General features: G+C 42.2%; 24 protein-coding genes and 1 other RNA gene. 18 read left to right on the top strand and 7 right to left on the bottom strand.

The features are described from left to right. Window positions 1-8: 8 nt before the first annotated feature. Together ACTG7X_RS00600 and ACTG7X_RS00595 are read left to right on the top strand one after the other, a co-directional pair. On the top strand, window positions 9-1,388 hold the full coding sequence (locus ACTG7X_RS00600; protein ID WP_439256628.1) for an efflux transporter outer membrane subunit: 1,380 nt from the start codon (window positions 9-11) through the stop codon (window positions 1,386-1,388). 203 nt (window positions 1,389-1,591) lie between these two features. Then, complete coding sequence (locus ACTG7X_RS00595; protein WP_439256627.1) at window positions 1,592-2,911, top strand: nucleobase:cation symporter-2 family protein; 1,320 nt, start codon at window positions 1,592-1,594, stop codon at window positions 2,909-2,911. Window positions 2,912-2,967: 56 nt separating this feature from the next. Here the strand turns inward: ACTG7X_RS00595 and ACTG7X_RS00590 are convergent, their stop codons facing one another. Next, window positions 2,968-3,528, bottom strand: a complete 561-nt coding sequence (locus ACTG7X_RS00590) for a YtfJ family protein (protein WP_439256626.1) — start codon at window positions 3,526-3,528, stop codon at window positions 2,968-2,970. A gap of 154 nt (window positions 3,529-3,682) precedes the next feature. Here ACTG7X_RS00590 and ACTG7X_RS00585 point away from each other — a divergent pair, with 154 nt between their 5' ends. Beyond that, window positions 3,683-4,018 carry a zinc ribbon domain-containing protein YjdM gene (locus ACTG7X_RS00585; RefSeq protein WP_439256625.1) on the top strand — a complete coding sequence of 112 codons (336 nt, stop codon included), beginning with the start codon at window positions 3,683-3,685 and terminating at the stop codon, window positions 4,016-4,018. Between the two features lie 75 nt (window positions 4,019-4,093). Here the strand turns inward: ACTG7X_RS00585 and deoD are convergent, their stop codons facing one another. The 3 genes from deoD to ACTG7X_RS00570 all read right to left on the bottom strand — a co-directional run bounded on the left by deoD (window position 4,094) and on the right by ACTG7X_RS00570 (window position 7,446). Further along, window positions 4,094-4,813 (bottom strand): purine-nucleoside phosphorylase, encoded by a 720-nt coding sequence (gene deoD, locus ACTG7X_RS00580; RefSeq protein ID WP_439241268.1) that lies wholly within the window; start codon window positions 4,811-4,813, stop codon window positions 4,094-4,096. Window positions 4,814-4,838: 25 nt separating this feature from the next. Beyond that, a complete protein-coding gene (locus ACTG7X_RS00575) occupies window positions 4,839-6,068 on the bottom strand; it encodes a phosphopentomutase (RefSeq protein ID WP_439256624.1) in 1,230 nt (409 codons plus the stop codon). A 112-nt stretch (window positions 6,069-6,180) separates the two neighbouring features. Continuing rightward, window positions 6,181-7,446: a NupC/NupG family nucleoside CNT transporter gene (locus tag ACTG7X_RS00570; RefSeq protein ID WP_439241273.1), complete on the bottom strand. Its 1,266-nt coding sequence runs from the start codon at window positions 7,444-7,446 to the stop codon at window positions 6,181-6,183. 137 nt (window positions 7,447-7,583) lie between these two features. On the opposite strand from ACTG7X_RS00570, the gene ACTG7X_RS00565 reads away from it, so the two are divergent. The 6 genes from ACTG7X_RS00565 to ACTG7X_RS00540 all read left to right on the top strand — a co-directional run bounded on the left by ACTG7X_RS00565 (window position 7,584) and on the right by ACTG7X_RS00540 (window position 13,490). Further along, entirely contained in the window at window positions 7,584-8,219 is a 636-nt protein-coding gene (locus ACTG7X_RS00565; protein ID WP_439256623.1) for a YczE/YyaS/YitT family protein, read from the top strand. 320 nt (window positions 8,220-8,539) lie between these two features. Next, a complete protein-coding gene (gene dnaK, locus ACTG7X_RS00560; RefSeq protein ID WP_439256622.1) occupies window positions 8,540-10,438 on the top strand; it encodes a molecular chaperone DnaK in 1,899 nt (632 codons plus the stop codon). Window positions 10,439-10,628: 190 nt separating this feature from the next. After that, window positions 10,629-10,859, top strand: a complete 231-nt coding sequence (locus ACTG7X_RS00555) for a DUF2798 domain-containing protein (protein ID WP_439256621.1) — start codon at window positions 10,629-10,631, stop codon at window positions 10,857-10,859. Between the two features lie 20 nt (window positions 10,860-10,879). Beyond that, the gene (gene dnaJ, locus ACTG7X_RS00550; RefSeq protein ID WP_439256620.1) at window positions 10,880-12,013 is read left to right on the top strand and encodes a molecular chaperone DnaJ; all 1,134 of its coding nucleotides are present in this window, start codon (window positions 10,880-10,882) and stop codon (window positions 12,011-12,013) included. A gap of 93 nt (window positions 12,014-12,106) precedes the next feature. Then, window positions 12,107-12,448 carry a helix-turn-helix domain-containing protein gene (locus ACTG7X_RS00545; protein WP_439256619.1) on the top strand — a complete coding sequence of 114 codons (342 nt, stop codon included), beginning with the start codon at window positions 12,107-12,109 and terminating at the stop codon, window positions 12,446-12,448. Window positions 12,449-12,719: 271 nt separating this feature from the next. Then, the gene (locus tag ACTG7X_RS00540) at window positions 12,720-13,490 is read left to right on the top strand and encodes a hypothetical protein (RefSeq protein WP_439256618.1); all 771 of its coding nucleotides are present in this window, start codon (window positions 12,720-12,722) and stop codon (window positions 13,488-13,490) included. 79 nt (window positions 13,491-13,569) lie between these two features. On the opposite strand, the gene ACTG7X_RS00535 is transcribed toward ACTG7X_RS00540, so the two are convergent. Together ACTG7X_RS00535 and ACTG7X_RS00530 are read right to left on the bottom strand one after the other, a co-directional pair. Continuing rightward, a complete protein-coding gene (locus ACTG7X_RS00535) occupies window positions 13,570-13,992 on the bottom strand; it encodes a helix-turn-helix domain-containing protein (RefSeq protein ID WP_439256617.1) in 423 nt (140 codons plus the stop codon). Window positions 13,993-13,994: 2 nt separating this feature from the next. Next, window positions 13,995-14,402 (bottom strand): type II toxin-antitoxin system HigB family toxin, encoded by a 408-nt coding sequence (locus ACTG7X_RS00530; RefSeq protein ID WP_439256616.1) that lies wholly within the window; start codon window positions 14,400-14,402, stop codon window positions 13,995-13,997. 91 nt (window positions 14,403-14,493) lie between these two features. Here ACTG7X_RS00530 and ACTG7X_RS00525 point away from each other — a divergent pair, with 91 nt between their 5' ends. Beyond that, window positions 14,494-15,675, top strand: a complete 1,182-nt coding sequence (locus ACTG7X_RS00525) for an MFS transporter (RefSeq protein ID WP_439256615.1) — start codon at window positions 14,494-14,496, stop codon at window positions 15,673-15,675. A gap of 45 nt (window positions 15,676-15,720) precedes the next feature. On the opposite strand, the gene rnpB is transcribed toward ACTG7X_RS00525, so the two are convergent. Continuing rightward, window positions 15,721-16,123, bottom strand: an RNA gene (gene rnpB / locus ACTG7X_RS00520) — RNase P RNA component class A. A gap of 117 nt (window positions 16,124-16,240) precedes the next feature. On the opposite strand from rnpB, the gene ACTG7X_RS00515 reads away from it, so the two are divergent. The 8 genes from ACTG7X_RS00515 to ACTG7X_RS00480 all read left to right on the top strand — a co-directional run bounded on the left by ACTG7X_RS00515 (window position 16,241) and on the right by ACTG7X_RS00480 (window position 22,572). Continuing rightward, window positions 16,241-17,176, top strand: coding sequence for a KpsF/GutQ family sugar isomerase (locus ACTG7X_RS00515; RefSeq protein ID WP_439256614.1), 936 nt, complete (start codon window positions 16,241-16,243; stop codon window positions 17,174-17,176). A gap of 11 nt (window positions 17,177-17,187) precedes the next feature. Next, window positions 17,188-17,730 (top strand): KdsC family phosphatase, encoded by a 543-nt coding sequence (locus ACTG7X_RS00510; protein WP_439256613.1) that lies wholly within the window; start codon window positions 17,188-17,190, stop codon window positions 17,728-17,730. A gap of 118 nt (window positions 17,731-17,848) precedes the next feature. Beyond that, complete coding sequence (locus tag ACTG7X_RS00505; protein WP_439256612.1) at window positions 17,849-18,523, top strand: Bax inhibitor-1 family protein; 675 nt, start codon at window positions 17,849-17,851, stop codon at window positions 18,521-18,523. Between the two features lie 85 nt (window positions 18,524-18,608). Continuing rightward, window positions 18,609-18,938 carry a TusE/DsrC/DsvC family sulfur relay protein gene (locus tag ACTG7X_RS00500; RefSeq protein WP_439256611.1) on the top strand — a complete coding sequence of 110 codons (330 nt, stop codon included), beginning with the start codon at window positions 18,609-18,611 and terminating at the stop codon, window positions 18,936-18,938. Window positions 18,939-19,098: 160 nt separating this feature from the next. Then, window positions 19,099-19,980 (top strand): metal ABC transporter substrate-binding protein, encoded by an 882-nt coding sequence (locus tag ACTG7X_RS00495; protein WP_439256610.1) that lies wholly within the window; start codon window positions 19,099-19,101, stop codon window positions 19,978-19,980. Then, a complete protein-coding gene (locus tag ACTG7X_RS00490; protein WP_439256609.1) occupies window positions 19,980-20,867 on the top strand; it encodes an ATP-binding cassette domain-containing protein in 888 nt (295 codons plus the stop codon). Before ACTG7X_RS00495 ends, ACTG7X_RS00490 begins: the two co-directional genes overlap by 1 nt. Beyond that, window positions 20,867-21,721: a metal ABC transporter permease gene (locus ACTG7X_RS00485; protein WP_439241304.1), complete on the top strand. Its 855-nt coding sequence runs from the start codon at window positions 20,867-20,869 to the stop codon at window positions 21,719-21,721. Before ACTG7X_RS00490 ends, ACTG7X_RS00485 begins: the two co-directional genes overlap by 1 nt. Continuing rightward, window positions 21,721-22,572, top strand: a complete 852-nt coding sequence (locus ACTG7X_RS00480) for a metal ABC transporter permease (RefSeq protein WP_439256608.1) — start codon at window positions 21,721-21,723, stop codon at window positions 22,570-22,572. The genes ACTG7X_RS00485 and ACTG7X_RS00480 overlap by 1 nt, the downstream gene beginning before the upstream one ends. Window position 22,573 lies beyond the last annotated feature (1 nt).

Here is a 22,573-nt window from a genome sequence, read left to right as displayed (position 1 = left end):
GAAACACAATGAATAAATTTAAAATTACTCTCGTTGCAGCCGTGTTATTAGGTTTAACCGCTTGCCAACAAACCCAAGTATCCACTGAAAGTGCGGTGAATTTACCGGTAAATTTCAGCCAACAAGGCACCGCTCAAATAGACTTAAGCCAATGGTGGAACAGTTGGAATGATCCGGTATTAAGCAATTTAATTAATAAAGGATTAGCCCAAAACCTAGACTATAAATTAGCCTTAAGCCGTTTAAATGAAGCCCAAGCAGGAGCTGACTATTCAGAAGCTGATAAAGGCATTAATGTATCTGGGAGTGTCAGCGGTGGCGGTTCTTATAGCGATATGAATATGTATGGCACAGACCGTGAAAGTAAAGGCCTTAATGGTTACGGTGGCTTAAGTGCAAGTTGGGAAGCGGATTTTTTCGGTAAAAAATCCAGTGACAGCGACGCGGCTCGTTTTCAACGTGACGCAGTGCAACAACAAGCCTATTCCGCCAAAATGTTAATTTCTAGCAATATTGCTCAACATTATATCAATGCACGTGCGATTCAACAGCAACAAGTGACGAGCAATCAACAAATTGCAGAATTAAACAAGCTGGCTCGCTATGTGAAAGGCCGTTTTAATGCGGGGCAAGCAACCGCTTACGAAGTGAGCGAAATTGAAACCCAAATCACACAAGCTAAAGCACAACAAACTACGCTCAACTCGCAATATACCACGGAAGTGCGAGCTATTGCCGTGTTATTAGGCGAAGTACCACAAGGTTTTACGCTACCAGATAGCCGTAATATTTTAGCCAATTTACCCAAAGCACCGGTAGGCAGCACGCCAGAAGGTTGGTTAGAACGTCGCCCTGATTTACAAGCTCAACGTTATTCGGTGCAGGCCGCAGCAGCGAAAGTCGCCAGTGCCAAAGCGGATCTCTACCCACGTTTTTCTCTCAGCTTTATGGCGGACGGCGGAAAAATGCAAGCGGATGGTGACACGGTACTGAAAGGCTGGATGTCCATGGTCAGTGTGGGCATTAATGTACCACTTTTCACCAATGGACGTATTCAAGCTAATATTGATAAAGCAGATGCGGCACTTCAATCTGCTCTATTAGAATACGACAGAACCTTATTAAATGGTTTAGCCGAAGTGGATAATGCCTATCATCAACAATATACCCAAGCTCGCCAAAGCCAATTATTTGCTCAATCTTTAACGCAAGCCAATAAACAAGCTAATGATGCGGTGAAATTGTTCCAAAATGGTAATAAAACCTTAGATAGTACGATTAATGCACGTATTAATGCGATCAATGTACAAAATCAGTTGATTCAATCACAACGCCAACAAGCATTGAGTTTGGTGAGTTTGTATAAGGCACTTGGGGGCGGTTGGTAATACGCCATTCCTGTCAAAACAACAGTGCGGTGAAAAATGTTTTTGTTTTTTACTCACAATCCCTTACAGGATTGTTCGGGGCATTGCCCCCGTTGCTCAAAGCAACGTTGAAATTCCTTCGGAATTTCCCACCGCACTTTTTTCTAACAAAACGCAAACGTTTGCTGTATAATGCGTGCCTATTTTTTAATTGAGGAACCATTATGAATAACAACCTACTTTATACCGTAGAAGATAAACCGCCTTTTGGGTTAAGTTTATTATTAGCGGCACAACATTTACTCGCTGCGCTCGGCGGTATTATTGCCGTGCCATTAGTGATTGGTAACGTATTAAAATTACCTACTCCCGACACCATTATTTTAGTCAACGCTGCCTTGTTAGTATCGGGGATCGTGACGATCATTCAATGCCGTGGGTTGGGGCCAGTTGGGATTCGATTACCTAGCGTAATGGGAACCAGCTTTACATTCGTGTCAGCCGCCCTTGCCGTTGGTTTTAGTGAACATGGGGTGGCAGGTATTCTCGGATCGTCCTTAGTCGGTGCCTTAGTGATGATTATCGGCAGTTTCTTTATGCCGAGTATTCGTAAATTATTTCCACCGGTGGTCACTGGCACGGTCGTCATGATGATCGGATTAAGTTTGATTTCTGTGGCGGTGGACTGGTTTGCGGGTGGTCAGCGTTCTGATGCCAATTATGCTGCCCCTGAAAATCTGATGATGGCGACGTTTGTACTCGTTATTGTAGTGGCATTAGTGCAATGGGGAACCGGCATTTTCTCTGCGGCTGCGATTGTGATCGGTATGATGACCGGTTATATCCTTTGTCTTGCCCTCGGATGGATTGATTTCACTGGCGTAAAAGAGGCACAAGCCTTTGCGTTGCCACAACCACTCCATTTTGGCTTATCTTTCCCCATTACCGGCATTATCGGTATGGCGATTGCTTATTTAGTCACTATCGTAGAAAGTAGCGGTAACTTCCTTGCTTTAGGCAATGCGACCCAAACGGAAATCACGGGCAAACATTTACGTGGTGGTATTCTGTGTGATGGGTTAGGTTCTGCTTTAGCGGCCGTGATGTCGACCACGCCATTTTCTTCTTTCTCACAAAATATCGGCGTGATCACCTTGACGGGCGTAGCAAGTCGTTATGTTGTTGCACTGACGGGCGGTTTATTGGTATTAGCGGGCTTATTCCCTGTGTTTGGGGCGTTAATCGTTTCTATTCCATTGCCTGTTTTAGGTGGGGCGGGCTTAATGATGTTCGCTATGATTATTGCGGCCGGTATTCAAATGTTGGACAACATTGAACGTAGCAAACGCAACGGTTTAATTATTGCGATTTCTATCGGTTGCGGATTAGCGGTCACCACACGTCCAGAATTATTGGATAAATTGCCAACGTTCTTCAAAGAAATTTTTGGTTCAGGCATTACCGTCGGCTCTTTGCTTGCTTTGATCTTAAATTTAATCTTACCAGAAGATAAACCCACTAAAACGAAAGCTAATGCACAATAAGCGATAAAAAATGCCCCATCTTCCTGAATGTGAAGTATGGGGCAAATGTTTAAGGCTTATTGTTTGAGTAATTTTCCAACTAAATCAATTACCTCTTTTACATGTTCCGCCGATAATTTGCCCTCTGCCACAAATTGGACTTTACCAGTTTTATCTAACACAATCACGGCGCTATCTTTTTCACGTAATTGCCACGCATTTTTCACCGCACTTTGTTGATCTAAAATCACCTGACTGTGGGCATTTTCCTTTTTGCCTTTTTCTGCGCTGTTTTTGACAAAAATCCCTGTACCTATCACGGCGTCATCCGCATTAATAATGCTGGTGGTTTGATATTTGTTACGGTCAAATCCGGCCTGTTTAATGGCTTGAATTAATGCCTCATTTTTTTCTTTGGCCGCGGTTCTGCCGGCAAAATGCTGTACCACTCTAACTTTGCCGACTAACTGGGCAGAATGCCAACCTTGATATTGAACCTTGTCACCGTTGAGATTTATCTCACCGTCTTTTTGTACGCTGACTGCCGGTAATGGGTGGTTTACTTGAATATTATGCGCCAATAACACATTCGAAAATAATGCTGTGGATAATGCAATAATCAGTTGTTTTGTTTTCATACTCACCTCTTAATTAAATGTTGCGCTCTATTCTACTGAAAAGTGAGTATAAAAGAAATCCGAGCATAAAAGAAATTCGCACAAGGGCGAATTTTGGATAAATCGCCAATTCTCTGCTATACTGGCGCCCAATTTTATACGTAAGGAAAAGAAAATGGATCAAATGCCGACTTGCCCAAAATGTCAGGGTGACTATGTTTATCACGATAGCGTGAATTTTGTTTGCCCTGACTGTGCTTATGAATGGTCAGATGAAGAAATAAGCGAAGAAAACCAACAAAAAGTGTGGAAAGACAGCAATGGTAATCTATTACAAGATGGCGATGACGTCATTTTAATTAAAGATCTCAAAGTAAAAGGGTCATCTATTGTGTTGAAAAAAGGCACCAAAGCGAAGAATATTCGCTTAGTCGACAGCGATCATGATGTGGATTGTAAAATTGAGGGCCAACCTTTTTCATTAAAATCGGCATTTCTGAAAAAGGCTTAACCCTTTTCTCAAGCATAAAGTGCGGTGCAAATTCAATCAAATTATTGAATAAAATCACCGCACTTTTTATGCGCCTTATTCGGCAGAATCACCGATTAAGATACTGTCTAACGCAATCTCAATCATCTCATTAAAGGTGAATTGGCGTTCTTCTGAACTGGTTTGTTCGCCTGTCCGAATATGATCGGAAACCGTACAGATACATAAGGCTTTCGCCCCGTATTCCGCCGCCACAGCATAAATCCCTGCAGCCTCCATTTCAACCCCAAGAATGCCATATTTTTCCATCACATCAAACATTTCCACATCCGGTGTATAGAAAAGATCCGCAGAGAATAAATTCCCAACTCGAACCTTGACGCCTTTGTTTTTCGCTGCTTGTACGGCAGCTTGTGTCATCTCAAAATCTGCAATGGCGGCAAAATCGTTATCTTTAAAACGAATACGATTGACTTTGCTATCAGTACAAGCGCCGAGGCCAATCACCACATCACGGACTTTCACATCCTGACGGACGGCACCGCAAGAACCAACACGAATAATTTTTTTCACGCCATATTCGGTAATCAGTTCTTTACTGTAAATCGAGCAAGAGGGAATCCCCATGCCATGTCCCATCACGGAAATTCGGCGGCCTTTGTAAGTCCCCGTATAACCAAGCATATTACGAACATTGGTTACTTCTTGAACGTTTTCTAAAAATGTTTCTGCAATGTATTTAGCACGAAGTGGATCACCCGGCATTAATACGGCATCTGCAAATGCGCCTGCTGGTGCGTTAATATGTGGAGTCATAATGTTTTCCTCTCTGTTTAATCAATTAAAGGATCGATTTACCGTAATCCATCGGCGATAAATCAAAATATTGTGCTACGGTTTGTGCGATATCCGCAAAGGTTTCTCGTTGACCAAGAAAGGCTTTGGGTATGCTTGAACCATACAGTAACACGGGGATATGTTCACGGGTATGAATGGACTCTTGCCATGTTGGATCACAACCATGATCGGTGGTCAGAATTAATAGATCCTCGTTGTTGACTAATTCCAATAATTCCGGCAAACGGCGATCAAAATATTCTAAGCCTATGGCATAATCTGTGACATCTCGGTGATAACCCACCGTGGCATCAAAATTCACAAAATTGGCAAAAACGAGGGTGTTTTCCCCCGCACTTCGCATTTCTTGCAAGGTTTTATCAAATAATTCTTCTAGCCCCGTCGCTTTGATTTTTTTGCTAATCCCCGTATGTGCATAAATATCCGCCACATTGCCCACAGCAACCACAATCCCTTGTTTTTCGTCAATCAATTTTTGTAACAGGGTTTTGGTTGGTGGCTCTACGGTGAAATCTCGACGATTCGTGGTGCGTTGGAATTCTCCTGTTTTTTCCCCCACAAAAGGACGTGCAATCACTCGCCCAATATTGTCGAGTGCTAATTCTTCTCGCACAATTTGGCAAAGTTCATACAGTTTCTCTAAGCCATAATGTTGTTCATGGCAAGCAATTTGAAACACGGATTCTTCCGAGGTATAAAAAATCGGATAACCGGTTTTGATATGCTCCTCGCCAAAGGTATCTAAAATTGTCGCACTGGTGCCGTGGCAATTTCCTAAATACCCCGCCAAGCCCGCTTTTTGTACAATGCGTTCAAGCAAATCCTCAGGAAAACTCTGTTCTGCTTGCGGAAAAACATTCCACTTCAAAAAGACGGGGACTCCCGCTATTTCCCAATGCCCTGAAATCGTATCTTTACTGGATGAAATTTGCTGTGCAAAGGCATAACCACCGATTAATTCGGGTGCGGCTTGAAAGCCGTCAGGTAACACGCCACAAGATTTTTCGGCGGCAAGCCCCAAGCCGAGGGTTTCCAAATGAGGTAATTTCAAGCGCCCTTGACGAATGGATAAATCCGTACTATTTGCTTGATTGGCCGCACAATATTGTGCAATATGCCCCAATGTATTGGCCCCTTGATCGCCAAATTTATCCGCGTCCCTTGCACTACCAATGCCGAGCGAATCAAGCATGATGATGAATACACGTTTCATCCTTTTCTTTCCTTATTTCCGTTCACGCAAACGTTTAACAGGGTTAAAAATAACAACACCACAGACAATGCTGTGGTGTACTCCTTAAATCGGTCATTCATTATACCGTGGTTTAGGCTAAAGCAACACCGCTTAAACCAATAAATAAGCCCGCAATAGTGGCACTCATTAAGTTTGATAATGTCCCCGCAACCAGCGCTTTCAAGCCTAAACGAGCAATATCACCACGGCGATTTGGTGCCATGGCACCTAAACCACCGATCAGAATCGCAATCGAACCAAAGTTCGCAAAACCACACAAGGCAAAGGTGATGATCGCTTTCGTTTTGTCCGCTAATTGCACCGCACTTTCTGGGCTTAAATATTTGGCAAAATCTGAATAGCCGACAAATTCGTTAATCGCTAATTTTGTACCAATCATTTGGCCTGCAACACCTGCGTCTTCCCAAGGTACCCCGATCAACCAAGCTAATGGTTTGAAAATCCAAGCGAAAATCACGCCAAGAGATAATTCGTCATAGCCAAACCAGCCACCGACACCGCCTAAAATACCATTAATCAAGGCAATTAAAGCGATAAAGGCCACTAACATTGCGCCCACATTTAACGCCAGTTGTAAACCAGAAGAGGCGCCACCTGCTGCGGCGTCTAAAATATTAGAGGGTTTTTCCAATTCAACATGTTCAATACTATCATCAAATTTTTCGGTTTGTGGATATAACATTTTAGCGAACAATAACCCCGCCGGTGCGGCCATAAAGGAGGCGGCAATCAGATAAGGTAATGGCACGCCCATGCTTGAATAACCGGCTAACATAGAGCCTGAAATTGACGCCAAACCACCACACATAATGGCAAAAAGTTCAGAGTTGGTCATTTTGCTGATGTAAGGTCTCACCAGTAATGGTGCCTCGGTTTGTCCAACGAAAATATTCCCCGCCGCAGACATGGACTCCGCTTTGGAGGTGCCTAATAATTTTTGCAAGCCACCGCCGATAATTTTAATCACCCATTGCATGACACCGATATAATACAGCACGGAAATTAACGCAGAGAAGAAAATAATACTTGGGAGAACACGCACGGCAAAAATAAAGCCATCACCGCCCATTACTTCAAAAATTTTATTACTGGCTAAACCACCAAAAACAAATTCAATCCCCTGAAAGCCATAACCAATCACTTTTTGCACGCCATTGGATAACCAGAGCAAGGCATCTCGTCCCGCAGGCACATAAAGAATCAGTGCGCCAAAAATGATTTGGATAAGTAACGCCCCGAACACGGTTCTGAAATTAATGGCTTTACGATTGTTTGAACATAAGAATGCGATACCCAATAATACCACAATCCCTAAGATACTAATTAATGACCCCATGATGTATTTCTCCTGAAAGTAAAAATTGCCCCATTCTAACCGCTTTTATATTTTTCTGCTATAAGTTATGCGTTTAATTTTGTTTTTTTCTCGTCATTTTTTCATTATTATAGACTCAACTGCTTTGGAACGATTGAATGAAACTAAAACCCGCCACGTTACCCGACACGATTTGGACCGCTAAACATATTTGGTCACTGGAAACCAAGTCTTTGTTTGTGCTATTGCCAACCCTCATGATTATGGGGATCGGTGAGGGCTTGATTTTGCTGTCTGATCTCGGTTCAGCCCCATGGACGGTACTTTCACAAGGCATTGCTTTACAGGGTAATTTTAGTGTGGGTTGGGCGTCTTTTCTAATCAGCGGAATCGTTATGCTGCTGTGGATCCCCCTCAAAATGCGACTGGGTATTGGCACCCTGTTAAATGTCATTGTGATCGCCATATTACTCGGTCTCACCGTTGCCTATCTCCCTTTCCCAACGGATTTAACAGGACAAATTGGCTACTTTTTAATGGGTATGTTACTACTTGGCGTTGGCACCGCCTTTTATCTTACTTGCCATCTTGGCGCTGGCCCACGTGATGGTTTAATGGTGGGGATATGCCAAAAATTTCATTGGCGCATTGCGGTGGTCCGAACCATCATTGAAGTGACCGCTTGCGCCTTAGGATATTGGCTCGGTGGCACGGTCGGTATCGGCACATTAGTCTATGCGCTGGCGGTAGGTTGGATTATTCAAGGCACACTGAGCTTAATCCGACATCATTAATTTGCAACAAAGTGCGGTGGAAAATCTTCACTTTTTTACACCGCAGTTTCACCTTGATTTTAAGCTATCTCCCCCTATTCTCTTTCTTCCCCTATTTTCTTTCTCCCCACTTGAAATACGCAAAACCAACCTTACTTTATCAACACAATCAAAAAATGTGATGTTGTCCTGCTATTTTAAAATATCAAAAAAATTTTAAAACAGCCCTTGAAAAAGGAAAAGCCAACCACATTTTAAGTAACAAGCAAGCGAGCTTATTCTGAATATCAACAAGAAAAGCATTGCGAAATAAACAGATTTAACTAGAAGGAAAACAAATTATGGGAAAAATTATCGGTATTGACTTAGGGACAACCAACTCTTGTGTGGCTGTCATGGATGGCGACAAACCACGTGTGATTGAAAACGCCGAGGGCGATCGCACCACCCCGTCAATCATTGCCTATACCAATGACAATGAAACCTTAGTGGGTCAACCGGCGAAACGTCAAGCGGTGACCAATCCGAAAAATACGTTATTTGCGATCAAACGTTTAATTGGTCGCCGTTTTGAAGACCAAGAAGTACAACGTGATGTGAACATTATGCCATTCAGCATTGTGAAAGCCGACAACGGCGACGCATGGGTAGATGTGAAAGGCGACAAATTAGCGCCACCACAAATTTCAGCCGAAGTGTTGAAAAAAATGAAAAAAACCGCCGAAGATTTCTTGGGCGAAACCGTCACCGAGGCCGTCATCACAGTACCGGCTTACTTTAACGACGCCCAACGTCAAGCCACTAAGGACGCAGGTCGTATTGCAGGGTTAGATGTAAAACGTATTATCAATGAACCAACGGCGGCGGCTCTTGCCTACGGTTTAGACAAAGGCAAAGGCAACCAAACCATTGCGGTTTACGACTTAGGTGGCGGTACATTCGACTTGTCCATCATCGAAATTGATGAAGTGGGCGGCGAAAAAACCTTTGAAGTATTAGCCACCAACGGGGATACCCACTTAGGGGGTGAGGACTTTGATAACCGTGTGATTAACTACTTGGTTGACGAGTTCAAAAAAGAACAAGGCGTGGATTTACGCAACGATCCATTAGCTATGCAACGACTAAAAGAGGCAGGCGAGAAAGCGAAAATCGAACTTTCTTCTGCACAACAAACAGATGTGAACTTGCCATATATCACCGCAGATGCAACAGGTCCTAAACACTTGAATATTAAATTGACCCGTGCCAAATTAGAGGCTTTAGTGGAAGATTTAGTGGCGCGCTCTATTGAGCCTGTTAAAGTGGCATTAAACGACGCTGGCTTGAGCATTTCACAAATTGATGATGTGATTTTGGTCGGCGGTCAAACTCGTATGCCATTAGTACAACAAAAAGTCGCCGAGTTCTTTGGTAAAGAACCACGTAAAGACGTGAACCCAGATGAAGCGGTGGCAGTGGGTGCAGCGGTACAAGGTGGCGTGTTGTCTGGCAACGTGACTGATGTATTATTGTTAGACGTGACCCCGTTATCATTGGGTATCGAAACCATGGGCGGTGTGATGACAAGCCTGATTGAGAAAAACACCACGATTCCAACCAAAAAATCGCAAGTGTTCTCAACGGCGGAAGACAACCAAAGTGCGGTAACGATTCATGTGTTACAAGGTGAACGTAAACAAGCGTCAGCCAATAAATCTTTGGGTCAATTCAACCTTGAAGGCATTAACCCAGCACCACGTGGTATGCCACAAATTGAAGTCACCTTTGACATTGACGCAGACGGTATTATCCACGTTTCAGCGAAAGATAAAGGCACAGGTAAAGAGCAACAAATCACGATCAAAGCCTCATCTGGTTTAAGTGATGAAGAAATTCAACAAATGGTACGTGACGCAGAGGCCAACGCCGAAGCAGACCGTAAATTTGAAGAATTAGTGCAAGCTCGCAATCAAGCAGATGCAATTGTTCACTCTACTCGCAAACAATTAAGCGAAGTAGGCGACAAACTTTCTGCTGATGACAAAGCTCCGATTGAAAAAGCCTTAGGCGAGCTTGAAACCGCAGCCAAAGGTGAAAATAAAGCGGAAATTGATGCGAAATTGCAAGCGTTAATTCAAGTATCTGAAAAATTAATGCAAGCCGCTCAACCACAACCAGACGCTCAACAAGCTCAAAGCGGAAAACCACAAGATGATGTGGTAGATGCGGAGTTTGAAGAAGTGAAAGATAATAAATAATCTTTATTATCCATTAATTAAGGGCGTAAGTTTACGCCCTTTTGGTGTATTTACAGCCTCTCCCTTTGGGAGAGGAAGGAGAAAATCCGTAGGATTTTCGGGAGGTGAGGGTGATGTTTTACCCTAACACTGATTACCCTCACCCTTGCCCTCTCCCAGAGGGAGAGGGAACGAATTTAGAGAATCAAAAATGGCAATTAAAAGAAGATGGTTTCGTCCGATTATGGTCAGCGTATCGGTATTTATTTATTCAATGTTTATTTCATTTGGGATGTCCTTATTTAATAATGGTTTCACCCTTGATTTTATTATGAACTGGCCTAAAAACTGGCTTGTCGCCTTTTGTGTGGCCTTTCCAACCATTTGGTTTTTACAGCCATTGATTGCTAAATGGGTACATAATATTAAATTTACAGATTAACTTATTTCGAGTAACAGATTATGGCAAAACGAGATTATTACGACATACTAGGCATTCAAAAAGGGGCGGATGAAAAAGAAATCAAACGTGCCTATAAACGCCTAGCGATGAAATATCACCCCGATAGAACCAAGGGTGATAAAGACAGTGAAGAAAAATTTAAAGAAATCAACGAAGCCTACGAAATCTTAAATGATAAAGAAAAACGAGCGGCTTACGATCAATACGGTCACGCCGCCTTTGAACAAGGCGGATTCGGTGGCGGTGCCGGCGGATTTGGCGGTGGCTTTGGGGGATTCGGTGGCTTTGAAGATATTTTCAGCGAAATGTTCGGCGGGGGCGGCGGCGGTCGTCAACGTGTGGTACGGGGTGACGATTTACGTTACGACATTGAAATTACCTTGGAAGAGGCCGTGCGTGGTGTCACCAAAGACATTCAAATTCGCACCTTGGTGCATTGTGATGAATGTAACGGCACAGGGGCAGAAAAAGGTTCCAAAGTAGAAACCTGTTCAACCTGTCACGGACAGGGTCGGGTTCGCCGTCAACAAGGTTTCTTTGTCACCGAAACCGCTTGTCCGCATTGTCATGGTACAGGTAAGAAAATTGAGAAACCATGTAAACAATGCCACGGCGACGGACGTGTACATAAAACCGAAAGTCTGTCGGTTAAAATCCCAGCGGGTGTGGATACGGGCAACCAATTACGCTTAACGGGCAAAGGTGCTGCCGGTGAAAATGGTGCGCCGGCAGGGGATTTATATGTGGTTATTCATGTACAGGATCATCATATTTTTGAACGTGACGGCAATAATTTATACTGCGAGGTCCCGATTAGCTTTACCCAAGCCGCTCTTGGGGGCGAAATTGAAGTACCGACCTTAGAGGGACGTGCAAAATTAAAAATTCCAGAGGGCACCCAAACCGGTAAAATGTTCCGTATGCGTGGCAAAGGGATTACCGCCATGCGAAGTGGTTATGCGGGCGATTTAATTTGCAAAATCGTCGTAGAAACCCCGGTTTCCCTCAACGAAGAACAAAAAACCTTGTTACGTCAATTGGAAGAAAGTTTGGAGGGCCATGACACCCAAAGACCAAAACATTCCAGTTTCTTTGATGGCGTGAAGAAGTTTTTTGATAATTTGGGGAAATAAAATCATCCCCATGCGACAGCTTGGGGATTTTTTCATTCACTCGCTTGCAAGGCAATCCGATTATTATCACCATTAACCAAGTGGAGAAAAGAGATGAACGTACATACGCATAATGTGCAAATTGTCAATGATACCATGGGCAATCCCCTTGTAGCGATTTTGCCTTATACAGACTATGTTGACTTATTGCAAGAAAACAAAAAGCCTGAACCAACGGTTCCACACGAAGTGGTAGGACTGGTCGTTGTAGATGGACTTTCTCCTTTACAGGCTTGGCGAAAATATCTCAATATCACACAAAGCGAAGTAGCACGACGTTTGGGCATTTCTCAGCCTGCCTATGCAAAATACGAAAAAGCGGAGCAATTAAAGTCTGCAATTAAAGAAAAAGTGGCAAAAGCGTTAAAACTCGCCCCCATTCAATTAGATTTTTAATCCCGCCCCCGCACTCTCGTACGGGGTTACGCATAATAACACCACGCCATGGCTGCTCTATTTAGATGCGAAGCATCGTCACCATACTTAACCCCGTACGAAAGTGCGGGGTATTTTTTTCAAATTTTTTTATTTTTAGGGATTGACTTTAATTTTTTTTTTTTAGAATGGGGAAGTTTATATTTTAATTAACAAACTTTCTCAACACATTTTACCCCTTTATTTTAGGTGTTTCTATGACTGTTGGGATCGATTTTAAAAGGAATTTAGTATGCGAAATTGGTTGAAAATGCTCATTGTTGTCTGTTTAGGATTAGGTAGTTGTACTATCGAGACCCCAAAACATGACGACGAGGTGATTAATGCTATCAATTCAAATAATTGGCCAGAAGTATTTCGTCTGAAAGATAAGTATTTCCATATTGGAAAAGACAATCATCCCAGTGTAGGAACCATAGTCGGATCCGCTATTGGCGAGCTTCTTTTCGATAAACCGGTTCTAAGAAAGGACGATTTCAAGACAAAAGCGGTGAGTACTGAAGTACAAGAACAAGCCTATCGCTATATAAACAGTTTAGATAGTTACGATAAGTTAGCTATAAAGGGCTCCACTTTTAATTTGAGTGAGCTTATGGCTCTCGTTTACTATATTGAAATTTTTAAGCATGATATACAAGCTGCTAAAAATATTATTGAAGGGCATGTGAAGAAAGATCCAAGTGCCAAAGATTCCGAAGATTTTAGAAAGCTACTTTATAGATTTGGACTTGCCCCTGAGTACATATCGTATTCACGCTTTTTTAATGATTGTCTTGCCGGTTGGAATATCAGAGGGTGTCAATCTGTATTTAAAGAAAACCAGTGTCATGTTAAATATATAAAAACAGCTACCATCTGCGAACCAGGTAAGTCTTATTGTGATTATTGGACGGGAGTTTGTACCCATTATAAAGGTCAGTGTCACGATACAGATATTTATGATAGTAAACCTACCTGTAATTCACCAAGAACATCACCCAAAGATAAAAATTATAGGTACTAAAAAGTAGTAATTATCCCGTTTTGTTCAGTTTTTGTGTTGATTGTCTTTTATCAACATAAAAACTGAACATCCGCAAACATTAAGCAAAATTGGGTGTGGATGATACATCAAAAACAGGTTGCTTAAATTTCGCAGTAGCAATAGGATAATCATCCACCAACAAATCAAGCGGAATATGTAAGCCCTGATTGAGTTTTCTAATCATATCCAAGGTTAATTTTCGTTTATAATTTAAAATCTCTGACACTCGAGAAGTCGAACCAAGATACAAACTCATATCTTTCGGTGTTAAATGATTTTGTTCCATCACAAACTTAATTGCTCTCACAGGATCGGTTTTCACTGTGGGATATTTCTCTGTTTCATAATGTTTAATCAACAAGGAAAGCAACTCAAATTCTGCTAATTCAGGCGACCCCTCGAGTAAATCCATGTCAGCAAGATCAACAATACGTTCCATTGCCTCGTTATATTGTGTTTTATTTTTAATGATTGTCCACATGACTATTTCCCTTTTGAGAGCTTATTAAAATCTTTTTTATCATATTCTGCGTGCGTCCCAATCCATTTCACGATCATACTGTTCGCCACATACACCACCTTCACAAATAAACGGTGATGATTGCCACTAATATTAAAAATACAATGGTTTTTCGGCAGAATATCAACTGAACTAAACCGATTTTTAATATCTTGTGGTGTTTTAAAATCGCTTGTTTCCATGGCTACAATCCAATCTTCAATAGACGAACGCGCATTAGGGTGCAGTTGAGCATAATCTTCTAATCGTTCTTTACCGATAATATCCATTAATTCATCCTTTGCTTGAATATGGAACATATTATAACACCAAATTCCCAAAATGGGAATATTGGTTTTCCCCAACAAAATACATTGATTTTGACAAAACATTAACTTCACCAATCAAAAACAGCAATCATCTTATCAAATTCCCCAAAGTGCGGTAAAATCTACCGCACTTTTTGCTTTTCAGAGATCGATTATGCTCACCCCAACCCAATCCATTGAAAAACCGGCCAATTTAGTGGCCTTTGCGTTTTTGTTAATTGCCTTTTTAACCGGCATTGCCTCCTCTTTTCAATTACCCACATTGAGCCTGTTTTTATCGCAAGAAATTCAGGTTTCCCCTGCCATGGTGGGCTATTTCTATGCGATTAATGCCATTATTGGCATTGGATTAAGTCAGGTATTAGCCAAATATTCCGATAAAATGGACGACCGCCGTAAAGTAATGATGTATTGCTGTATATTAGCGGTGGGCGGTTGTTTGGTGTTTGCGTTTATCCGAGATTACTGGCTGTTGGTAATTTTCGGTACCACCTTGCTTGGTTTGGGATCCTCTGCTAATCCACAATCTTTTGCGTTGGCACGAGAATATGCCGACAGCACAGGCAAAGAAACCGTGATGTTTTCCACCATTATGCGAACCCAAATTTCGCTAGCGTGGATTGTCGGTCCTCCCTTGTCTTTTAGCATTGCATTAAATTGGGGATTTGATTGGATGTATTCCATTGCAGGCTTGGCATTTGTTTTTTGTGGGTTGATTTCGATCACGCTATTACCCAAAGTGCCACGCAAAAAAACGGAAACCAATACGCCACGACAAGCCCCCGCCAATAATCGAAAAAGTGTACTGTATTTGTTTATCACCGTGTTTATGATCTTTAATTGTAACGGCATGTATTTGATTAATATGCCGTTATATGTGATCCACGAATTACATTTATCCGCTGAATTAGCGGGAACATTAATGGGAACCGCCGCAGGATTAGAAATCCCGATCATGTTATTAGGCGGTTATTTAACCCAATATTTCAGCAAAAAAGCCTTAATTTTCACCGCACTTTTTGCCGGATTTTTGTTTTATTTTGGCTTGTTATTTTTTCAAGAAACGTGGCAGTTGGTGTTACTGCAATTTTTTAATGCGATTTTTATCGGCATTATCGCCACCCTCGGCATGGTATATTTTCAAGATTTAATGCCAAACCAAGCAGGTGCTGCCACCACGTTGTTTAGTAACGCCGCCAAATTAAGTTGGGTGGTATCTGGCCCTATCGCAGGTTTATTGGCACAATATTGGCATTATAGCTCGGTGTTTTATGTATCGTTTTTGATGATTGTGATTGGGGCGGTGTGTTTGGTGAAAGTGAAAGCAGTGAATTAGCTCCCCTCACCCTAGCCCTCTCCCTGAGGGAGAGGGGATTGGAATAACATGAGTTGATCGATAAGCCGAGTTCTGTCGTGGACAATCATTCCTCTAGGCGTACGTTCGCACGCACGCTCAAGCAACCTACCCGAACTCTGGACGGGCCATCCATTGAGTTCCTATTTGGTCTTGCTACGAGTGGAGTTTACCATGCCATGAACGGTTACCCGCCATGCGGTGCGCTCTTACCGCACCCTTTCACCCTTACCCCTCACTTACATTGTAAACAATCTAGGTGAGGGGCGGTCTGCTCTCTGTTGCACTGGTCGTGGGATCGCTCCCCCTAGGCGTTACCTAGCACTCTGCCCTGTGTAGCTCGGACTTTCCTCTCGTCTATTTGTCCCACTAGATCGTTCTTGCGAACACGTTAGGGCTTCAATAAACCAGCGATTGTCTAACCAACTCGAGCGGTAGTATAACGGAATTTTTGCTAGAGTGAAATCAAAACTTGCGCTAAAATACCAACAACAATTTTAGGTGAATAAACAGCAGTTTTTTTCACCGCACTTTTGCTGGGGATAAAATGGATCATCTACACAATGCCCGTGAAACCATTACTATGGCGGAACAGGCTTTAATAAAATTAAGTCAGAATTTAGACAATACCTTTAATCAAGTGATTGACCTTATTCTACAATGTGACGGGCGAATTGCCGTCAGTGGCGTGGGGAAATCAGGCCTGATCGGGCAGAAAATTGTGGCCAGTCTTGCGTCCACTGGCACGCCGAGCTTTTTTTTACACCCCACCGAGGCCTTTCACGGCGATTTAGGTATGTTAAAACCCATTGATGTGGTGATTTTGATTTCTTATAGCGGTGAAAGCGACGAAGTCAATAAACTCATTCCGAGCTTGAAAAATTTTGGCAATAAAATTGTGGCATTAACCAGCAATCCGCATTCCACCTTGGGCAAACATGCGGATTATGTGTTGGATATTAGTATCGAACGGGAGGCCTGCCCGAATAATCTCGCACCGACCACTTCTGCGTTAGTCACCTTGGCGTTGGGTGATGCTTTAACCGTGGCATTAATCTATGCTCGAGATTTTAAACCCATTGATTTTGCCAAATTCCACCCAGGCGGTTCTCTTGGTCGTCGTTTACTTTGTCGTGTGAAAGATCAAATGCAAACTCGCTTGCCTCTCACCTTGCCAAGCACCAGTTTTACCGACTGCTTGATGATTATGAACGAGGGCAGAATGGGCGTGGCCTTAGTGATGGAAAATAATCAATTACAAGGCATTATTACCGACGGTGATGTGCGCCGTGCGTTAACCACCAATGGGGCGACAACGCTAACACAAACCGCACAAGATCTAATGACCCGCAACCCGAAAACCATTCACCAAGATGAATTTTTATCCTCCGCTGAAATCTTTATGAAAGAAAATAAAATTCACTCTTTAGTGGTAGTGAATGATCAGCGTGAAGTGGTGGGACTAATTGAATTCTCAAGCTAAAAAAGGCCAATATGTTAGAAAAATTACAAAAAATCAAATTCGTGATCACCGATATTGACGGTGTGTTAACGGATGGCTTGTTGCATTATAATGCCAACGGTGAGGCCATTAAAAGTTTCCACGTACGTGATGGTTTAGGCATTCGCATGCTGATGGAACAAGGTATTCAAGTAGCAGTATTGTCTGGACGCGCCTCCCCGATTTTACAAAAACGTATGGCGGATCTGGGCATTAGGTTATCCATATTAGGTAAACTAGAAAAAGAAACCGCTTGCTTTGAATTAATGCGGCAAGCCAATGTTACGCCAGAACAAACGGCTTATATTGGTGATGACAGCGTGGATCTGCCTGCTTTTGCGGTCTGTGGTTTGGCTTTTGCGGTGGCGGATTCAGCCGATTACGTGAAAGATCAAGCGGATTATGTTCTCACCTTAGGCGGTGGCAAAGGGGCATTTCGTGAAATGTCGGATATGATTTTAGCCGCACAAAATAAAGCTGAAGTCTACAATTCAGCCGTTGGCTTTTTGAAATCCGTTAAGAATATGGCGCAGTAACGTTGAAATTTTAAACAAAGCCCCCATATAAATCATGATAAGTTCAAAATACGTTGACTTTTCATTCATTTAACATTAATTTAACGGAAGTTATTTTTACTACTTAAAAGGAAAATCTATGCAACAACAATCTCGTATTGTTTTAGGTGGTCGTGAGCAAAGCGAATCACTTCTTCAAACGCATAAAGTGTTACGCAACACTTACTTTTTATTAAGCCTCACCTTAGCCTTTTCAGCTATCGTGGCTTATATTTCTATGTCACTGAATTTACCTCGTCCAGGTATCATTGTGATGTTAGTGGGTTTCTATGGCTTATTGTTCTTAACCAATGCGTTAGCCAATAGTGCGGCGGGAATTTTCGCTGTTTTTGCCTTTACTGGCTTTTTAGGTTACACCATTGGGCCGATTTTAAACGCCTATGTGGGTGCAGGTTTAAGTGACGCTATCGTGCTTGCGTTAGGCGGTACCGCAGCGACATTCTTTGCTTGTTCAGCTTATGTATTAACCACCAAGAAAGATATGTCTTTCTTATCTGGCATGATGTTTGCCTTATTTATCGTGTTGTTAATCGGCATGGTAGCGAATATTTTCTTAAACATGCCAGCCTTGCATGTGGCCATGAGTGCATTATTTGTCTTGTTCTCTGCCGGTGGGATTTTATTTGAAACCAGCAATATTATTCACGGTGGCGAAACCAACTATATTCGTGCCACAGTGAGTCTATTCGTTTCAATTTATAACTTATTCATCAGCCTATTAAATTTACTCGGTATTTTCCGTGGTGATGATTAGTTTAACCAATTGATAAAATAATAATGAAACGTCCCTATTGTGGGGCGTTTTTTTGTTATAATCACCCAAAAAGTAAGGGTATGGCATGCTTGAAGTGAACCAAATACAAATTGAAACCGATTCTGCAGGTTATCTGTTGGATTTAAATCAGTGGAATGAAGATGTGGCTATGGCGATTGCCAATCGGGAAAATCTGTCACTGACGGATGCCCATTGGGAAGTGATTTACTTTGTGCGGTCATTTTATCAAGAATATAAAACGTCGCCAGCCATTCGCATGTTGGTGAAAGCTATGGCGGAAAAATTGGGGGCTGACAAAGGCAACAGTCGCTATTTACAACGTTTATTTCCTGATGGACCGGCTAAACAAGCCACTAAATTGGCCGGATTACCCAAACCGGCAAAATGCTTATAAGCTAGCGGCATAGCTAAATGATAATCAATATGATAATGAGAATGATTATCGCTTGACTTGGTAAAATATATACTTATAATTCGTAGGGCAATTCGGTTCTATGGAACCGCATTGTAGAGAAATCATGTTAAAGTTTACATTCATTTATTAAGGAGAAGCTATGAAAAAACTTGCTAAACTGATGTTAGTCACCCTACTTGCCGCCGCTGCCACCAGCAGTTATGCGAAATTTAAAGTGGCCACTACCTTTACGGTGATTCAAGATATTGCACAAAATGTGGCTGGAGAGGCTGCGGATGTATATTCTATCACTAAGCCAGGGGCAGAAATTCATGAATATCAGCCAACGCCAAAAGATCTGGCTCAGGCTCAATCGGCAGATTTGATTCTATGGAATGGATTAAATCTAGAACGCTGGTTTGAGAAATTTTTCCAAAATATGAAAAATGTGCCTGCGGTGGTGGTGACAGAAGGGATTACTCCACTTTCTATTTATGAAGGGGAATATCAAGGTAAACCGAATCCCCATTCTTGGATGTCCACTTCCAATGCGTTAATTTATATTGAAAACATTAAAAATGCGTTGAGCAAATATGACCCTGCGAATGCGGAAATTTATAATAAAAATGCCGCTGTTTATGCGGAAAAAATTAAGGCATTAGATGCACCGTTACGTGAAAAATTAATGCAAGTCCCCGAACAAAAACGTTGGTTAGTCACCAGTGAAGGGGCCTTTAGTTACTTGGCGAAAGATTATGGTTATCATGAGCTTTATCTTTGGGCAGTGAATGCGGAACAACAAGGCACGCCAAAACAAGTGCGTAAAGTGATTGATGAAGTCCGCAAACATAATATTCCAGTGGTGTTTAGCGAAAGTACCATTTCGGATAAGGCCATGAAACAAGTGGCCAAAGAAACGGGGGCAAAATACGGCGGCGTGCTTTATGTGGATTCACTTTCCACGGCGGATGGCCCTGTTCCAACCTATATTGATTTATTAAAAACCACGGTGTCAACCGTTGCACAAGGATTTGAAAAATAATGCAAAATATTACTGCTGCTATTGATATTGAAAATGTCACTGTTCGTTATAATAATGGGCATATTGCCATTCAAAATGTCTCGTTCCAACTAGAAGGTGGAACGATCTGTGCCTTGCTTGGTGTCAATGGTGGCGGTAAATCAACCTTATTTAAAAGTATTATGGGCCTGATCCGCTATCAACAAGGCAATATTCAGCTTTGCCATTTGCCGGTGGAAAAGGCCCTGAAACAAAATCTGATTTCCTATGTGCCACAAAGTGAAGATGTGGACTGGCAATTTCCTGTGTCTGTGTATGACGTGGTAATGCAAGGGCGTTATGGTTATATGAATTTTCTACGCATTCCCACCACACTTGATAAGCAAAAAGTCCAGCAAGCCATGGAACGTGTGGATATTCAACATTTGGCGGATCGCCAAATTGGTGAACTTTCCGGCGGTCAAAAAAAACGTGTATTCTTGGCTCGTGCGTTAGCTCAACAAAGTAAAGTGATTTTGCTTGATGAACCCTTTACCGGCGTGGATGTAAAAACCGAAAATGCCATTGTGGATTTACTCGGTCAACTACGTCAAGAAGGACATTTGATCTTGGTTTCGACCCACAATTTAGGCTCCGTACCGGATTTTTGTGATCAAGTGGTGATGATTAATCGTACCGTGATTGCCGCCGGTTCCACTGAAAGCACCTTTAACCAACATAATTTAGAGAAATTATTTGGTGGAGTTTTACGCCATGTTAAATTGGCCAATCGAGATTTGCATGATGATGAAGATGAACGTGCCGTCACGGTATTAACTGATGATGAACGCCCAGCAGTGTTCTATGGGCAAACCAAAATCGATCCACCTGCCCCTATCCGCAAAAAAGATGTACAGGAACAGCCATAATGTTAGACATTTTACTTGAACCCTTTCATTACAATTATATGGTCAAAGCCATTTGGGTCAGTGCTGGCGTGGGGGGAATTTGTGCGTTTTTATCCGCTTATTTAATGCTAAAAGGCTGGTCACTGATTGGTGATGCCCTTTCGCATTCCGTCGTCCCCGGTGTGGCCATTGCCTATTCACTCGCTTTGCCTTATTCCGTTGGTGCATTTTTTTCTGGCATTTTAGCCGCACTTTCTATTCTTTGGGTCAAATCCATGACCAAACTCAAAGAAGATGCCATTATTGGCTTTATTTTTACCACTTTTTTTGCCATTGGATTGTTAATTGTGTCGCTAAATCCAACCGCTGTGGATGTACAAAGCATTGTACTCGGCAATATTTTGGGCATTTCTGATGAAGATGTGGTACAAATTGCGATCATTATCAGTGTGGCAACCCTGTTGCTTTTACTCTTTTGGAAAAACTTATTGCTAGTGTTCTTTGATGAAATTCAAGCCATTTCGGTCGGGTTATCCCCTTATCGTTATAAAGTGTTATTTTTCAGTTTGTTAAGTGCCTGTATTGTGGCTGCGTTACAAACCGTTGGAGCAATTTTAGTCATTGCCATGGTGGTGACACCGGGGGCAACCGCCTATTTGCTCACCGATAAATTCCATAAACTGATTATTATTGCGGTATGTTTAGGCATTAGCACCAGCATTATTGGGGCGTATGTCAGCTATTTCCTAGACGGTGCCACCGGTGGATTAATCATCTGCTTACAAACCTTATTATTTTTGTTGGCGTTCTTTTTCTCGCCTAAATATGGCCTATTTATGCGAAACAAACCGCTCGTCACAGGGGAGAATCGCTAATGGAAACCTTAATGAATTGGTTTATTGAACCGCTTTCTTACCCTTTTATGCAAATGGCATTAGCCACAGCCGTGGTGGTGGCGATTGTGTGTGCGGTGTTATCCTGCTATTTGGTATTAAAAGGCTGGTCATTAATGGGGGACGCCATTTCCCATGCAGTGTTACCCGGTATCGTGCTGGCTTATGTATGTGGTCTCCCCTTGATGTTGGGTGCTTTTCTGTCGGGCTTATTTTGCTCCTTAGCCATTGGTTATTTAAAAGAAAATAGCCGAATCAAAGAGGACACCGTGATGGGCATTGTGTTTTCAGGTATGTTTGCCTTTGGCTTGGTATTGTTTGTCAAAGTGGAAAGCGATCAGCACTTAACTCATGTGTTATTTGGTAATTTACTCGGCGTGGGGTTAAACGACTTTCTGCAAATTTTAATCATTTCAGTGTTGATTTTCTTCACCATGTTATTAAAACGCCGTGATTTTTTACTGTTCTGTTTTGACCCAAGTCACGCTAGAGTGGCTGGCTTATCCCCAAGGATCTTACACTATGGCTTACTTGCCCTGTTAGCCCTGACCATTGTAGAAGCTATGCAAGTGGTGGGGGTTATTTTGGTGGTTGCCATGTTAATATCACCGGGCATCACCGCTTTTATGCTGACCAAAAAATTTGACTATATGATTGCCATTGCCATGGTAAGTTCCGTCTTGTCGAGTTTCTTAGGGACGCTCATTAGCTTTCATCTCAATGCGGATATTGGCCCTTGTATCATTCTGTTACAAGCAATGCTGTTTATCTTCGCATTGCTGTATTCAAAATTTAAAATATCCTCTATTCATCCTGTAAAAAGTGCGGTGTAAA

The sequence above is a fragment of the Lonepinella sp. BR2271 genome (assembly GCF_051851515.1).
Lineage (GTDB): Bacteria > Pseudomonadota > Gammaproteobacteria > Enterobacterales > Pasteurellaceae > Lonepinella.
This window is presented reverse-complemented; position numbering and strand designations above follow the sequence as displayed.

Bases quoted from the DNA above. Each gene is read 5' to 3' on its own strand.
- ACTG7X_RS00600 (WP_439256628.1), top strand. From the start codon at position 9: ATGAATAAATTTAAAATTACTCTCGTTGCAGCCGTGTTATTAGGTTTA.
- ACTG7X_RS00595 (WP_439256627.1), top strand. From the start codon at position 1,592: ATGAATAACAACCTACTTTATACCGTAGAAGATAAACCGCCTTTTGGG.
- ACTG7X_RS00590 (WP_439256626.1), bottom strand. From the start codon at position 3,528: ATGAAAACAAAACAACTGATTATTGCATTATCCACAGCATTATTTTCG.
- ACTG7X_RS00585 (WP_439256625.1), top strand. From the start codon at position 3,683: ATGGATCAAATGCCGACTTGCCCAAAATGTCAGGGTGACTATGTTTAT.
- deoD (WP_439241268.1), bottom strand. From the start codon at position 4,813: ATGACTCCACATATTAACGCACCAGCAGGCGCATTTGCAGATGCCGTA.
- ACTG7X_RS00575 (WP_439256624.1), bottom strand. From the start codon at position 6,068: ATGAAACGTGTATTCATCATCATGCTTGATTCGCTCGGCATTGGTAGT.
- ACTG7X_RS00570 (WP_439241273.1), bottom strand. From the start codon at position 7,446: ATGGGGTCATTAATTAGTATCTTAGGGATTGTGGTATTATTGGGTATC.
- ACTG7X_RS00565 (WP_439256623.1), top strand. From the start codon at position 7,584: ATGAAACTAAAACCCGCCACGTTACCCGACACGATTTGGACCGCTAAA.
- dnaK (WP_439256622.1), top strand. From the start codon at position 8,540: ATGGGAAAAATTATCGGTATTGACTTAGGGACAACCAACTCTTGTGTG.
- ACTG7X_RS00555 (WP_439256621.1), top strand. From the start codon at position 10,629: ATGGCAATTAAAAGAAGATGGTTTCGTCCGATTATGGTCAGCGTATCG.
- dnaJ (WP_439256620.1), top strand. From the start codon at position 10,880: ATGGCAAAACGAGATTATTACGACATACTAGGCATTCAAAAAGGGGCG.
- ACTG7X_RS00545 (WP_439256619.1), top strand. From the start codon at position 12,107: ATGAACGTACATACGCATAATGTGCAAATTGTCAATGATACCATGGGC.
- ACTG7X_RS00540 (WP_439256618.1), top strand. From the start codon at position 12,720: ATGCGAAATTGGTTGAAAATGCTCATTGTTGTCTGTTTAGGATTAGGT.
- ACTG7X_RS00535 (WP_439256617.1), bottom strand. From the start codon at position 13,992: ATGTGGACAATCATTAAAAATAAAACACAATATAACGAGGCAATGGAA.
- ACTG7X_RS00530 (WP_439256616.1), bottom strand. From the start codon at position 14,402: ATGTTTTGTCAAAATCAATGTATTTTGTTGGGGAAAACCAATATTCCC.
- ACTG7X_RS00525 (WP_439256615.1), top strand. From the start codon at position 14,494: ATGCTCACCCCAACCCAATCCATTGAAAAACCGGCCAATTTAGTGGCC.
- ACTG7X_RS00515 (WP_439256614.1), top strand. From the start codon at position 16,241: ATGGATCATCTACACAATGCCCGTGAAACCATTACTATGGCGGAACAG.
- ACTG7X_RS00510 (WP_439256613.1), top strand. From the start codon at position 17,188: ATGTTAGAAAAATTACAAAAAATCAAATTCGTGATCACCGATATTGAC.
- ACTG7X_RS00505 (WP_439256612.1), top strand. From the start codon at position 17,849: ATGCAACAACAATCTCGTATTGTTTTAGGTGGTCGTGAGCAAAGCGAA.
- ACTG7X_RS00500 (WP_439256611.1), top strand. From the start codon at position 18,609: ATGCTTGAAGTGAACCAAATACAAATTGAAACCGATTCTGCAGGTTAT.
- ACTG7X_RS00495 (WP_439256610.1), top strand. From the start codon at position 19,099: ATGAAAAAACTTGCTAAACTGATGTTAGTCACCCTACTTGCCGCCGCT.
- ACTG7X_RS00490 (WP_439256609.1), top strand. From the start codon at position 19,980: ATGCAAAATATTACTGCTGCTATTGATATTGAAAATGTCACTGTTCGT.
- ACTG7X_RS00485 (WP_439241304.1), top strand. From the start codon at position 20,867: ATGTTAGACATTTTACTTGAACCCTTTCATTACAATTATATGGTCAAA.
- ACTG7X_RS00480 (WP_439256608.1), top strand. From the start codon at position 21,721: ATGGAAACCTTAATGAATTGGTTTATTGAACCGCTTTCTTACCCTTTT.